Source organism: Burkholderia sp. BCC1998 (assembly GCF_905339875.1).
Classification (GTDB): domain Bacteria; phylum Pseudomonadota; class Gammaproteobacteria; order Burkholderiales; family Burkholderiaceae; genus Burkholderia.
The window spans coordinates 186778-200300 of sequence record NZ_CAJPHE010000016.1; the positions used below are offsets into that span (position 1 = coordinate 186778).

Annotated in this window: 11 protein-coding genes; all 11 read right to left on the reverse strand. The window is 60.3% G+C overall.

Annotated features, from left to right (window positions below; all coding sequences use genetic code 11):
* Window positions 1–38: 38 nt before the first annotated feature.
* Window positions 39–1259, reverse strand: a complete 1221-nt coding sequence (locus U5A56_RS25515) for an ISL3 family transposase (protein ID WP_321925184.1) — start codon at window positions 1257–1259, stop codon at window positions 39–41.
* Window positions 1260–1383: 124 nt separating this feature from the next.
* Window positions 1384–2841, reverse strand: a complete 1458-nt coding sequence (locus U5A56_RS25520) for an APC family permease (protein WP_321811807.1) — start codon at window positions 2839–2841, stop codon at window positions 1384–1386.
* A gap of 203 nt (window positions 2842–3044) precedes the next feature.
* On the reverse strand, window positions 3045–4034 hold the full coding sequence (lipA, locus tag U5A56_RS25525) for a lipoyl synthase (protein ID WP_321925185.1): 990 nt from the start codon (window positions 4032–4034) through the stop codon (window positions 3045–3047).
* Between the two features lie 298 nt (window positions 4035–4332).
* Complete coding sequence (locus U5A56_RS25530; RefSeq protein ID WP_321925187.1) at window positions 4333–5226, reverse strand: LysR family transcriptional regulator; 894 nt, start codon at window positions 5224–5226, stop codon at window positions 4333–4335.
* A gap of 80 nt (window positions 5227–5306) precedes the next feature.
* Window positions 5307–6623: an MFS transporter gene (locus U5A56_RS25535; RefSeq protein WP_321925189.1), complete on the reverse strand. Its 1317-nt coding sequence runs from the start codon at window positions 6621–6623 to the stop codon at window positions 5307–5309.
* Between the two features lie 72 nt (window positions 6624–6695).
* On the reverse strand, window positions 6696–7169 hold the full coding sequence (locus tag U5A56_RS25540) for a RidA family protein (RefSeq protein ID WP_321925191.1): 474 nt from the start codon (window positions 7167–7169) through the stop codon (window positions 6696–6698).
* The gene (locus U5A56_RS25545) at window positions 7166–8233 is read right to left on the reverse strand and encodes a DUF4392 domain-containing protein (protein WP_321925193.1); all 1068 of its coding nucleotides are present in this window, start codon (window positions 8231–8233) and stop codon (window positions 7166–7168) included. Before U5A56_RS25545 ends, U5A56_RS25540 begins: the two co-directional genes overlap by 4 nt.
* A 51-nt stretch (window positions 8234–8284) precedes the next feature.
* Window positions 8285–9271 (reverse strand): threonine/serine dehydratase, encoded by a 987-nt coding sequence (locus tag U5A56_RS25550; protein WP_321925194.1) that lies wholly within the window; start codon window positions 9269–9271, stop codon window positions 8285–8287.
* A 180-nt stretch (window positions 9272–9451) separates the two neighbouring features.
* Window positions 9452–10591 carry an MFS transporter gene (locus U5A56_RS25555; RefSeq protein ID WP_321925196.1) on the reverse strand — a complete coding sequence of 380 codons (1140 nt, stop codon included), beginning with the start codon at window positions 10589–10591 and terminating at the stop codon, window positions 9452–9454.
* A gap of 210 nt (window positions 10592–10801) precedes the next feature.
* Window positions 10802–12253, reverse strand: a complete 1452-nt coding sequence (locus tag U5A56_RS25560; RefSeq protein WP_321812534.1) for an APC family permease — start codon at window positions 12251–12253, stop codon at window positions 10802–10804.
* An 802-nt stretch (window positions 12254–13055) separates the two neighbouring features.
* Window positions 13056–13523: putative PEP-binding protein (locus tag U5A56_RS25565; protein ID WP_321925198.1), on the reverse strand; the 468-nt coding region annotated here is incomplete at its 5' end.

Below are 13523 nucleotides of genomic sequence, written 5' to 3' on the forward strand. Positions count from 1 at the left end.
CGCACTGCGCTCGCTTTGCACAAGCGCAAAAAAAAGGTTCATCGAGGATTACCGGGGAACGCGGCGCGAATCTTAAGGAAGAAGTATTCGTCGTCGCGGTACCCGTAAGCTCGACGCTTGATGACCTTGATGGTGTTGTTGATGCCTTCAACGATGCTGGTATTGAGCGGATGGCGGCAGCGAGTCACGATGCCGTGCCAGTAGCCCTGCAGACGCTCGGCGAACTTTTGCAGGGCCGCGATCCCACTTTGCTGAGCCTGCTCGAACCATTGTTCCCAAGCCTTTTGCGCCCAGGCCGGCTTTCGGTAGAACCAGAGCCGCTTGAGCTCGTCGCGTAACACGTAGACGCTTAACAGCGCCTGATTGGCCGCCAGCAATTCCTTCAGGTGCACGGCCTGATCCGGCTTGAGGTTGTGGCGGTTGCGCAGCAACAGCCAGCGGCTGGACTTCAGAACCTTGCGGGCTGGCTTGTCATGTCGGAGTTGATTGGCCTGATCGACCCGCACCCGATCGATCACTTCGCGGCCGTACTTGGCCACGACGTGGTACAGGTCGAAGACGATTTCCGCCTGCGGACACTGTTCCCTGATTTCGAGTTCATAGGCCGTGGTCATGTCGATCGCGACCGCTTCGATACGCTTGGCTGCGCCTTCGGGAAGCTGTTCGAAGAAGGCCCGGGCCGTCTCACGCGAGCGTCCCGGTCCGATCCAGAGTACTTGCCGGCTGATCGGGTCGACCACCACCGTGGCGTAGCGATGACCTTTATGCAGCGCGAACTCGTCCATCGCCAGATAGCGGATCGTTGACCAATCGGGCTCGCTCACGCGCGCCCGCAGGCGCATCTTGTCGATCGATTTGACCGTGTGCCAGCCCAGATCGTAGAAGGCCGCCACCGCCTGTACGCTGGCCGCTTGCAGCAGTTTCTCGCAAGCCTTGGCGAAGCGCTCCGTCACTCGCTGGTAACGGCCCAACCACGCCAGCTTCTCCAGTCGCGGGCCGCCGCAGCGTTCGCACCAGACCCGGCGACGAGGCACATGCAACACCACCCGGTATTCGAATAGCGGCAAGTCACGCACCCGACGAACCGTCGTCTCGTGGATCTGCTGGCAGCGTGCCCCACATTGCTCGCAGTACATGATCTTGCTGACCGGCTTTAAATACAGCGACAGCGTACGGCCTTCGCCTTCCGGCCATTCCACACGCTCCAGCCGGTAACCTGTCCAGCAGCCCAGTGCCTGAAGTGCCTTGCGATCGAGCAATTGCCTCTCCTGACGTCCTTAAAGTCAGGCGTCAGGTTACGCAATCGCTCTCAAACCCTCCACGGTTTCCTGCGATGAACCAAAAAAAAGCCAGGACTCGACGAGTCCTGACTTGTCGTGATCGTCAACCGTTCTGGCTGCGTCCCAGGCATTCGAAGACTTCGGGGCGCCGGTGCTTGAAGTATTGGGCAAGTGCCATGCCCGCAACCTGCACACCGATCAGGCAGTAGAACATCCACACATACTGCCCCGGGTCGCCACCCGCGAGCACGTCGAAGTGTGCTGCGACGAGATAAACCAGCGCGATAAAGAATACCGATGAAATCGCCGGCGCCAGAAACGACTTGGCGAAGCTCACGCCCTGGTGCCGGCCCCGACGAACGTACCAGACCAGCGACGAGATGTTGACGATGGTCATCAGGATGATGATGCCCGAGGTCCCGACACCGGAGAGTTGCCCGTACAGCAGATCCGGTTTAGCGCCCATCAGGATGAACGGCATCAGCACGCACAGAACCATGACCGAGACGGTAATCGAAGCCAGATACGGAGACTCGTGCTTCGCATGCACCTTCCCGAGGAAGCGGGGAAGCGCACCGTCCGTGCCAAGGTTGTGCATATAGCGCGAAAGCACGTTCTGCGTGGACAGGCTCGCCGCAAATGCGGAAGTCATCACCAGCATCGAAACGATCAGGTGCAGGCTAGGGCTCACGAATTTCGCGAAGGCGTCAGGGAACATCGCCGCGGGCGTCTTGGCCGCGATCGCCTGAACCTGCGGCCCGTAAGCCATGATCATCGCGTAGGCACACAGTGTGTAGATCACGCCGATAAAGATGACTGCACCATATGTCGCACGCGGAATCGTCTGGTCCGGCATCTTCACTTCGTCGCGAAACAACGCGGTGGCCTCGAATCCCATGAAGAACGACACGGTGAACAACATGCAGAACGGCACGTTGGTACTGTTCGCCAGTTGGCTCGGCATGAATGGAGCGGACGCGGAAACACCTGGCACACCACCTTTCGACAGCACACCGAATGAAAACGCCAGACAAACGACGATCTCGAGAATCATTACCCACGTCAGCACCTTCGCGGACAGTTCCACATGAAGGTATCCCAGCATCGAAACCACTAACCAGCAAGCGAGCGTCGGCCAGTACCACGGAATCGAAGCGCCGGTCATGTCGTGCACGAGATCGGAGCACGACACGCCGAAGAACGACGTGACACCGGCGAGGAGCAGGAAGTACGAGACCGCGGCGAGAATGCCGGAACCGAGTCCCGTCGACTTTCCGATGCCATAGCTGATGAACGCATAGAAGTCACCGGGGCGCTTCACGATATTGTTGAGCGTCACATAGCCGACGGAAAACAGCAGTAATACGAGCGTCGTCAGTATGAAGATCACGGGGCTGCCGACTCCGCCGAACATCAGCGCGAACGGGATGTATCCCGATACGGTCGTCAACGGGGCCGAGAACGCCAGCACGGTAAGCGCCAGACCGACGGCCCCCATGCTGCCCGACAGCTTCTTCTGCGGAGACGTTTCTATTTGAACGTCGTCCATATTCAGTTTCATCTCCATCTCCACCTCCATCTCCTTACCCCTTCAACATTTCACCAGCATTGTCGAACTTGCGCTGCATCGTGCCTCGATCGTTCGTGTGTCCGGTTCGGTTCGTCGTGCGGGTCATCGTCCGCCGCCAAATTGATCAGGTCCAATTGCCGTTGGCGATGTTTTTCGATAAGCGCGCTTTATCACGCTCATCGGGCTCGCCCCCCTCACGCAATGCCTGCCTCATGCGCCTGCAGATCCGCGTGATAGCTCGAACGCACCATCGCGCCGACGGCCGCGTGCGTGAAGCCCATCTTGTACGCCTCTTCCTCGTACATCTTGAACGTATCCGGATGCACGTACGCACGCACCGGCAGGTGGTGCTCCGACGGCTGCAGGTACTGGCCGATCGTCAGCATGTCGACGTCGTGCGCGCGCAGGTCGCGCATCACCTGCAGGATTTCCTCTTCGGTCTCGCCGAGGCCGACCATCAAGCCCGACTTCGTCGTGACGTCCGGATGCTGCGCCTTGAAGTCCTTCAAGAGCTTCAGCGAGTGCGCATAGTCCGAACCCGGGCGCGCTTCCTTGTATAGACGCGGCACCGTTTCGAGGTTGTGGTTCATCACGTCGGGTGGCGCGGCGTTCAGGATCGAGATCGCGCGGTCGAGACGGCCGCGGAAGTCCGGCGTCAGGATCTCGATGCGCGTGTCCGGCGACTGCGCGCGCGTTTCGCGGATGCATTCGACGAAGTGGGCGGCGCCGCCGTCGCGCAGGTCGTCGCGGTCGACGCTCGTGATCACCACGTACTTGAGCTTCAGCGCGGCGATCGTGCGCGCGAGGTTCTTCGGCTCGTCGGTGTCGAGCGGATCGGGACGGCCGTGGCCGACGTCGCAGAACGGGCAGCGGCGCGTGCACTTGTCGCCCATGATCATGAACGTCGCGGTGCCCTTGCCGAAGCATTCGCCGATGTTCGGGCAGCTCGCTTCCTCGCACACGGTGTGCAGGTTGTGCTCGCGCAGGATCGTCTTGATTTCGAAAAAGCGCGTGTTCGGCGTCGCGACTTTGGCACGGATCCACTGCGGCTTGCGAAGCGGCTCGATCGGGACGATCTTAATCGGGATGCGCGCCGTTTTAGCCTGTGACTTCTTCTTTTCCGAAGCGTCGTAGCGCCCCGCCGCGCTCGTCAAGGCCACCCTCTTCTCGCTCGCATCGGTCATTTGCGCCCTCCTGTCCGGCTCTCTTGCGAAAGCTGGTGGTCAACAGCCAATTTGTCGGTCGAAATGATCGCCATGCGGCACTTCACTAAAACCTCATCGAAGAGCTCGCAACGTACGAATCGCGTCAAGCCGGATGGTCATATCGCGTGTGCCGGCTATTGATTTCATTCTAGAAATGACGCGCGCGTCCCTCGTCCACCCAAAGGATGATAAAAATTTCCGAACTTCGTCAGGCGACGGCGTTTGCGCTGATGCAACCCCGTTAATCGCTGCGGCTGGCGAACGTTAAAACACGTGTCTACCCGTGCGTCGACGCGGCCGCGTCGAGAGCCAACCCCGTCAGGATTTCGTAGATACGTACGTCGAGCCCGCGGGCGTATGCCGCGCTGAATACGAAATCATCCAGCGTGAATGTTGATTCCTTGACGACGAGTGCGCCTGCCTGGATTTCGTGCCGCGCGACTGCGCCTGGCATCACGGCGATGCCGATCCTGTCGACCGCCATCTTCACGATCGTCGACAGGGACCAGTTCGCGAAGATGCGCGGGGAAGGCTTGTCCCGCGTCGCAATGGCGTCCCTCAGCGTGATGTACGGATGAGTCCGCTTCGGCAGTGTGATGATCGGGAAACGCGCCAGGGTCTCCGGCGTCAATGGTTTGTCGCCGACATCGAGATCAGGGGACACGAGGAAGTCGACTGGATATCTGCACAGCGGCACTTCGACGAAATCGGGATCCACCACCGGCCCAGCTAGCAAAAACGCCATGTCGATCTCACCGGACTTGAGCGCATCGCGAAGCGCCGGAGTGATGTCGACCACGATGTCGATGACGATACCCGGATGTTCGCGATGCACACGCTCGATGAACTCGGTGAGCCACATATGAACGATCGTTTCTGCGACACCCAGACGAACCACGCCGGACAGCGTCTGAGGGCTCGCAATCGCCGAAATCAGTTCGGACTCGAGCGCCAGGAACCGCTCCGCGTATTCCAGCAGCGTTCGGCCACGGGGTGTCAACCGGATGGTGCGAGCCGAGCGCTCGAACAGCAGCACGCCCAGATCGTCCTCCAGGCCGGAAATCCGGTGCGACACCGCGGATTGCGTCGTATGCAGCTTGGTCGCCGCCTTATGAAAGCTGTTGAGCGTTGCGACCCAGTAGAAGGTTTCCAGACTTTTCAGATTGATCATCTGCTCTGTTCACGTCGAACATGAAGAAAATTGCCAACCCGCAATCGTTCAGACGCAACAGGTGTCAGCGGCCATCGACCTCAGCGATTGACGAGCTGCTTCGGAAGGCTCAGCGTCAGCACCACGCCGATTGCGGCCATCAACGAAATGAAGAAAACGCCGTAATCGGTGCTCCCGGTCATGTCCTTGACGACGCCTACGACATAGGGGCTGACGAACCCGCCCAACCCGCCGACACAGTTGATGAAGGCGACACCGGCAGCCATGCCGATCCCGGTCAGGAACAGTCCCGGAATCGAAAACAGCATCGACGTCGTACTGTATGCACCCAGGGCTGCGACACACAACGCCGCCAATGCAATGGCCGGCGCGCCCCGCGTGAATACACTGGCGACGAGCCCCGCAATCACGCACAAAAACGGCACGACGAGATGCCAGCGGCGTTCGCGAAGTTTATCGGAGCTTCGACCGATCAGATACATCCCGACGAACGCCGCACTGAACGGCAACGACGTGTAGAGCCCGATACGCAGGACGTCGCCTGGCGCAAGCTGCGCGACCAGCGTCGGCAACCAGAACGAAACGCCGTACGAACAAATCGCCGAGCAGAAGCAGATGAGCATCATGTGCCAGACCTTTCGGTTCGTCATCGTCTGCCGCAGGTTCATCCCGGCGCCCTGTCCGTCTATCGCTCGACGATCCGCTTCCAGCTCGCGCTCGATCAAGCGTCTGTCTCGATCCGGCAACCAGCGAGCGGACGCCGGGCCGTCGTCGAGGAATACGAGCGTCAGTAGCCCGAGCACAAACGACGGTATCGCCTCGATGACGAAAAGCCATTGCCATCCCGCCAATCCATGCGCGCCCTCGAGCGCCGACATGATCGCACCGGATACCGGCGCCCCGATCATGCCGGACAAGGGCACCGCCCCGACAAAGAGCGCCACCATCTTCGCGCGGCGCGCGGACGGAAACCAGTATGTGAGGTACAGAATGATGCCGGGATAAAAGCCGGCCTCGGCCACCCCTAGCAGGAAGCGAAGCACATAGAACTGGGCTGGCGTCGAAACAAACGCAAAGGCCGCCGAAATCAGCGCCCAGAGAATCATGATTCGCGAGATGGTCCTTTTCGCACCGATCTTCGCCATCAGCACATTGCTCGGCACCTCGAACATGAAATAGCCGATGAAGAACAGGCCGGCCCCCAGCCCGTACGCCGCGTCCGTCAGCCCGAGATCCGACAGCATCCGCAGCTTCGCGAAGCCGATGTTGATGCGATCGAGATATGCCGTGACGTAGCACAACATCAGGAACGGCATGATCCGAAAGGCGACCGACCGGTACGTACCCTCAGAATGCGCGCCGTCACGGACCGGCCCGGCTGCTGAATCGTATTGCATGCTCACGTCTCTCCCTTCAGATTTCGTACCGATCTTGATCGGCGTACGCTTGGCAATCCGCACGTGCGGGCGTCAGGATATTTCTACGGTCGCCTCTACTTCCACGGCCATGCCGGACGGCAAGGAATTGGCACCGGTCGCGATACGAGCGTGCCGCCCCGCTTCACCGAGAACGGCAAAGAGCAGGTCCGAAGCACCATTCAGCACCTTCGCGTGTTCAATAAAATCGGCGTTGCACTGCACGACGCCAGCCACGCGAATGATGCGAACGACGCGCGAAAAATCGCCCTCCAGCATTCGTCCGATGTGGCTCAGGATATTCAGTGCACAGAGCTGAGCTGCGCGCTGCCCGTCTTCCACGCTGAGGTCGGTGCCAACCTTGCCTGCATATAGAAGTTCACCGCCCAGACGTGGCCCCTGGCCCGCTATCTGAAGGTAGTTTCCGGACCGCACCGCAGGCAGATAACTGCCGCGCGGCACGCTCGCCGGCGGCAGTTCGAGGCCCAGTTCGGCGAGACGCGCATCGATCGTGGTCTGTTCCGTCATTTCAACTGCCTCCAGTCGCCGCGTTCCCCCTGCCAGTTAATCGAGTCGCCCAGCGTGCGTCGGACGCTCGCGCGCAGCGTCCGAAGCAACCCTTCCCATTCGACCGCGCTGATGCCGTCCACGGCGGGTTCGGGCGCCATGAACATGCCATCCACACCGCCCGAATTGACGCAGCATTCGATGCAACGAATCTCGAGTTCTGGGTCATGAAATACGAAAGGGTTCTCCAGCAACGCCGAAAGCGCCGCGATGATTCCCGTTGCGCCCCAGTTCGACACGTTCGCGACGACGAGGTGATCCGCCGCGTTGACCGCCGCAACGCCTCCCCGACCCGCAACGCCGGTCGACGCAGCCTTCGGCGAAAATGCGGGCAGATCTGCCGCAATCACACCCATGCCGAGTTCGTTACCCCCGTCGCCCACGCCGATATGCAGAACGCCGCGCTCCTTGCCCTGATAAAACAGGTAATCGAGGTCGGCGACGAGTCCGTCGAGCGGGCGGCCGCCAAGGCCGTGATAGAGCCCCAGCGCATTGCAACCGGGGCGCTCGATCGAAATCATCACGCTGGGCCGGGTACGCTCGAGCAGATCGTCCGAAACGCGATGACTGCCTTCCTTGTCCTTGGGGACGGTCCGGATGTAGACGGGCCGCAGGTACTCGATCCCTTTCACCACACCGTCGTCCGGGAACGGCATCGGCGCCAGCCCTGCGCCGCGGCAGGTCTGCACCATCATCTCCTCCCAGTCCTCGTCGATCACGATGACGGTCGGCACCCCAAGGCCCAGGAAGAATGCGCGCGCCATCAACGCGGCGCCCACCGGACCATCGGTTTCGGGAGCACCGCCGCCCTCGGGGAATCCCGTGGCGATAAGCACCGGCCCGCCTTGTCGCCGCACCGCCTCGACGATTCGTTCGGCCGCGCCCATGCATGCAAAGCCGGGCTGCCGCTTCTGCAGCGCCTCGTAGATGTTTCCGATGAGCCCGACGCCCGTGTAGTCGAGCGTCATGAATCCGTCAATCGTGCGCGCGACGCGTTGATACTGTTTGCTGTCTGGTTGAAGCATGGCAATTGCCTCCTGGCAGGAATGCGCTCTGGATGGATGAACGCCGGATGGTCAAGCCAATGCGCTGACGAATACATCGTGGTCCACGTTACCGCCGCTCAGCACCAGCACGACGGTTTTTCCTGCGACGTCGAGTTTCCCGGCAAGGACCGCCGCGAGCGGCACTGCACCACCGGGTTCCACGACGAGTTTCAGTGTCTCGAACGCCGCGCGCATCGCCCGGCGCACCTCGTCATCGTCGACGACGAGACTCCCGGCCAGCAGTCTCTTGTTGATGGGAAACGTTAGCTTGCCGGGAGAGGCGACCTGCAGGGAATCGCAGATGGATCTGGCGCCCGCGGCATTGGCGACCTGCTCCCCCTTCGCAAGCGATCGTGCGTGATCGTCGAACCCCTTCGGCTCGACAGCGTAGAGGCGCGCTTGCCTGCAGTACGCGTTGATCGCCGTCGCGACCCCGGCGACAAGGCCGCCGCCGCTGGCGGCCGCAAGAACGACATCCGGTGCCACGGAGATGGCCTGCGTTTGCTGCACAATCTCGAGACCGACGGTGCCTTGGCCGGCCATCACCTGGCGATCGTCGTAGGGGGGAACGGTCACTGCACCGGTGCGCTCGGCAATGTCCCGTCCGATTGCTTCCCGGTCATCCGTTTGTCGGTCATACAGACGGACGGTTGCACCATAGGCCCGCGCACCTTCGATTTTTGCCTTGGGTGCATCCGACGGCATGATGATGGTAGCCGGCATGCCGAATCGCGCGCAAACCGCCGAGATCGCCAGCGCATGATTTCCAGACGAGAAAGCGACGACGCCTCGCGGCCGCAGTGCAGCCGGAATTTGCAGCACGCGATTGCAGGCGCCCCGGAACTTGAAGGAACCCGTCTTCTGAAGGCTTTCCGCCTTGACGAGCACACGGGCTCCTGCCGCCCGGTTGAGCACCTCGCTCTCGAGCAAAGGCGTTCGCACGACGAACGGTAGGATACGTACATAGGCTGCTTCGATGTCGGCGACCGAGAAATCGCCGGATGAGAGATCGGTCATGGCATTCGCTCACGGTGAAAGACGTCAGCGCATTACATCAACCGCGACCGATTCAATCCAATGAAGAACAAAAATGATTACTGATCGAAATTTGTAATCGATCGGTGATGTGCACTGAACGTCCGATGCAACGCAAAGGCAAGATTCCCCGTGCCTCGACACATCCGCAGTGCGTGCAGGTCACGAGTCGATTTTTCGGCCACCGAACGCTGCGAGCAGAAGTAACCCGGCGAGCAACGCAAAGGCAAGATGCAAGCCGATCGCATGCGCAAAGAAGCCGACAATTGCCGGCCCGACCAGATTGCCGCCATAGCCCAATGTCGTGATCGACGAGATGGCGGCGGACGGGTCCATTGCAGTTTGCCTGCCGGCAGCGGCGAACAGGATGGGGACGATGTTCGCGCACCCGGCCCCGCACACGGCAAACCCGACGATCGCGCCCGTACCCGAGGGCGCCGCGATCGCGATGGACATCCCGATCGCGCCGAGAATCCCACCCGCCACGATCACCGCGCGCGCGCCGAATCGGGTAATCAACATGTCGCCGAAGAGCCGACCGGTCGCCATAGTCATCGCGAATGCGGTATAGCCGAAGCCTGCGCGATCCTGCGCATAAGACTTCACGGATGTCAGGAACAGGGCGCTCCAGTCGAGCATCGCGCCTTCGACGAGAAAGCACCCGATCGCAATGGCGCCCATCAAGACCACGATCCCCTGCGGCAGGATCAACACCGCGGCCGTGCGCTCGCCGGGCCCTGCCGACTCCAGGTATCGCGCGTAGCGAAACATGAGCACGGCGATGACGGCTACCATCGCACCCGCTACGCCGAGCGGATTCGCGCCGGCCGACAACAGCGATCCGCCGACTAGCGAGCCCGCGATTCCGCCGACGCTGAACAGGCCGTGGAAACCGGACATCAGTTGCTCCCCGCTTTGCCTTTCGATGAGCGTAGCCTGGATGTTCATCGCGACATCGACGAATCCCAGCCCGGCGCCGAAGATCAACAGCGTGACTGCCATCGCCGGCATACCGGACAGCGTCGCCAGCAGTGGAAGCGACACGCAGATCATCGTCGCACCCGCACCGATGACCTTGCGACAGCCAAAGCGGTCGACGGCGCGCTGACAGAGCGGCATGCAGCCAACGGCGCCGATACCCAGGAAGAGCAGCAGGAAGCCGAATTTCGCTTCGTCGACGTCGAGCCGCGCCTTTGCGTAAGGCACCAGCGGCGCCCACGTCGCCACGCTGATTCCGGCGAGAAAGAACGATGCGCGTGTTGCAGCCCGCTTATTGTTTTCGCTTGTAGTCTCAACGACCATGGTTTGGGATTCGTCCGATAAATCGGACGTCTTGTGGGTGAACGGATGTGGAGGAGCCCGTTGTGACGTTTCTGCATCGGCTGTTACAGACAGCCCGACGCACCGAGAACGACGAGCCGGAAAATAAAAAAGATCCCGAAAATTGCTCGGGATCAAAGGAGAAACGACCCAGGATGAGGCGGAACATCTCCGCCCTGGTCGTTCAACGATTTAGTCCTTGTGGCTGCGACCAAGTCTTTCGAAGGTCTCCGGGCGCAGATACTTGAAATATTGAGCCAGTGCGATGCCCACGAGCAGCACCCCGATGAGGCAGTAGAACATCCACACGTACTGCCCCGGATCGCCGCCAGCCAGAACATCGAAGTGTTGGGCAATCAGCACGACGAGCGCGATGAAGAACACAGAGGAAATCGCGGGTGCGACCGCCGACTTGAAAAAGCTGACACCCTGGTGCCTGCCGCTCCGGCCGTACCACACCAACGACGAGATGCTGACGATGGCCATCAGAACGACGATCCCCGACGTACCTACTCCGGAGAGTTGCCCGTAGAGCAGATCAGGCTTGGCCCCCATCACAATGAAGGGGATCAGCACGCAAAGCACCATCACTGAAACCGTGATCGACGCGAGATAGGGCGACTCATGCCTCGGATGAACCTTGCCGAGGAATCGCGGCAGCGCGCCGTCGGTGCCGAGGTTATGCATGTAGCGCGCCAAGACGTTCTGGGTGGACAGCGCCGATGCGAATGCCGACGTCAGTACCAGCAGCGAGATCACGACATGGAGACGACCGCTGACGAATTTCGAGAATGCGTCGGGAAACATTGCGGCAGGTGTCTTGGTAGCGATGTCCTGGACATGCGACCCATAGGCCATGATCAGTGCGTACGCACAAATCGTGTAGACAACGCCGATGAAGATCACCGCACCATAAGTGGCTACCGGAATCGTCCGGTCAGGCATCCGGACTTCGTCCCGGAACAGCGCAGTCGCCTCGAATCCCATGAAGAAGCCGACGATGAACAGCACCGAGAACGGCACACTCGCGCTCTTCGACAATTGGCTTGGCGCAAACGGCGCGGTCGCCGAGAGATCCGCCGCCCCCCCCTTCGCCAGCACGAAGAACGAAAAGACAAGACACACCGCGATCTCGAGCAGCATGATCCACGTCAGGACCTTCGCCGACAACTCGACATGCAGATAACTAAGGATCCCGCAGGCCATCCAGCACGCGATCGTGGGGACATACCACGGGAGCGTGGCGCCAGTCGTTTCATGAAGAAGATCGGAGCAGGACACGCCGAAAAACGACGTGACCCCGGCCAGTAGCAAAAAGTACGATACTGCCGCGAGGATGCCCGACCCGAGACCCGTCGACTTCCCGATGCCGAAACTCACGAACGCATAGAAGTCGCCCGGGCGCTTGACGATGTTGTTGAGCGTTACGTAACCGACGGAAAAGAACAGAAGAACGATCGTCACAACGACAAACAGGAAGGGGCTGCTTACCCCTCCGAACATCAACGCGAACGGAATGTAACCGGACACGGTGGTCAAAGGTGCCGAGAATGCGAGCACCATCAGTGCCAGGCCGATCGGCCCCATATTTCCCGACAACTTTTTGGGAGCAGATTCACTTATGCGAATCTCTTGCATGTTCATCTCCATCTCCGTCCCACCTCCGTCGTTATGTGAATCTTCGTCGCACGAAAACACCTGAAAATTTTCGTTCGCTCGTGCAAGCACGCTTGCCTGTCGACTGGTCACGCATACAATTTCTTGCGAGATTCGTTGCAGGGATCGCCCGGCACGTCAGAAGCGGCTGCGGTAAGATCCATCGAGGATGGCAATGCAGCGGCGACTAGTATTTGTCGGCTTATTTCGCTACATTTGTCTCACGATTTTCGCTTCAAGACGTCTTTTGTGCACGGCAAGTGAAACGATCGTCCACCTCCAAATTGAAGAGGTCCAATTGCGATTCGCGATTTGCGCTGATCGTAAAAATTTATCGATCGCGAGAGATCCGGTGTGTGAGCTCGGCGTGATCCGATGCACGCATATGCACGGTCAAGCAAGCCCCGACAAAGCTTCGCTGCAGGCAGGTGCACCCGAACGTTTTACTTCTCGGCTCATTCCGGTTTTTGATGCAGACGCGTGACTGGACGAACCGCGGAGGAAAGCCAGACAATTTTGGGGAGAGCTCGAACGTCTCTCCAGTGTGAAGCCTGCGCGCGCTCGAGAAGACTGGCCGGCAGTTCCATCCGGCAAAATCGCCTCCTCGAATTGCGCCGCGTCGACCGGGAAGCAGCTGGGGGAGAGAGAAACAACTCGACCAGACTGGACACCTGCCGAGCGAGTCTGGTCGTCCGGCACCCCGTAGATCCAGCCGAACGTGTGAAGCAGTGGCAAATACGAACCTTGTGGACCGTCGATGCCACGCTCCTATCGTTCTCCGAACCGGAAATCAGATTTCCGTCACGAGTTTCTTTGCGCGTAGTATCGAGTTGGGACTCATACTGAGCTCGTCGACCCCCAGGTTCACGAACACAGGAATCATGTTTGGCCGGGACGCAGCCTCACCGCACACGCCGACACTGATGTTCGCCCGCTTCGCAGCGTCGCATACCATTCTGATCGCCTGAATGACAGCCGGGTGCTCAGTCCTGTAGAGCGAGGCGAGGCTGGGATTCATGCGATCGACGGCCATGATGTATTGCGTAAGGTCGTTGGTACCGATCGAGAAGAACTCGACTTCCTGCGCCAACAAATCGGCAGTGAGAACCGCAGCCGGCGTCTCGATCATGATGCCGAGCTTTGGAACTGCAAACGGCACCCCCGCTTCGGTCAGCTCCGCAGCGATGCGCTCGATGATCGCCTTCGTACGGCGAACCTCGTCGACATCGTCGACCATCGGCAGCATCACGCAGATGTT

What these genes read in the sequence shown, in the direction of transcription:
- U5A56_RS25520 (WP_321811807.1), bottom strand. Translation starts at nt 2,841, where the DNA reads ATGAAACTGAATATGGACGACGTTCAAATAGAAACGTCTCCGCAGAAG.
- lipA (WP_321925185.1), bottom strand. Translation starts at nt 4,034, where the DNA reads ATGACCGATGCGAGCGAGAAGAGGGTGGCCTTGACGAGCGCGGCGGGG.
- U5A56_RS25530 (WP_321925187.1), bottom strand. Translation starts at nt 5,226, where the DNA reads ATGATCAATCTGAAAAGTCTGGAAACCTTCTACTGGGTCGCAACGCTC.
- U5A56_RS25535 (WP_321925189.1), bottom strand. Translation starts at nt 6,623, where the DNA reads ATGCAATACGATTCAGCAGCCGGGCCGGTCCGTGACGGCGCGCATTCT.
- U5A56_RS25540 (WP_321925191.1), bottom strand. Translation starts at nt 7,169, where the DNA reads ATGACGGAACAGACCACGATCGATGCGCGTCTCGCCGAACTGGGCCTC.
- U5A56_RS25545 (WP_321925193.1), bottom strand. Translation starts at nt 8,233, where the DNA reads ATGCTTCAACCAGACAGCAAACAGTATCAACGCGTCGCGCGCACGATT.
- U5A56_RS25550 (WP_321925194.1), bottom strand. Translation starts at nt 9,271, where the DNA reads ATGACCGATCTCTCATCCGGCGATTTCTCGGTCGCCGACATCGAAGCA.
- U5A56_RS25555 (WP_321925196.1), bottom strand. Translation starts at nt 10,591, where the DNA reads ATGGTCGTTGAGACTACAAGCGAAAACAATAAGCGGGCTGCAACACGC.
- U5A56_RS25560 (WP_321812534.1), bottom strand. Translation starts at nt 12,253, where the DNA reads ATGAACATGCAAGAGATTCGCATAAGTGAATCTGCTCCCAAAAAGTTG.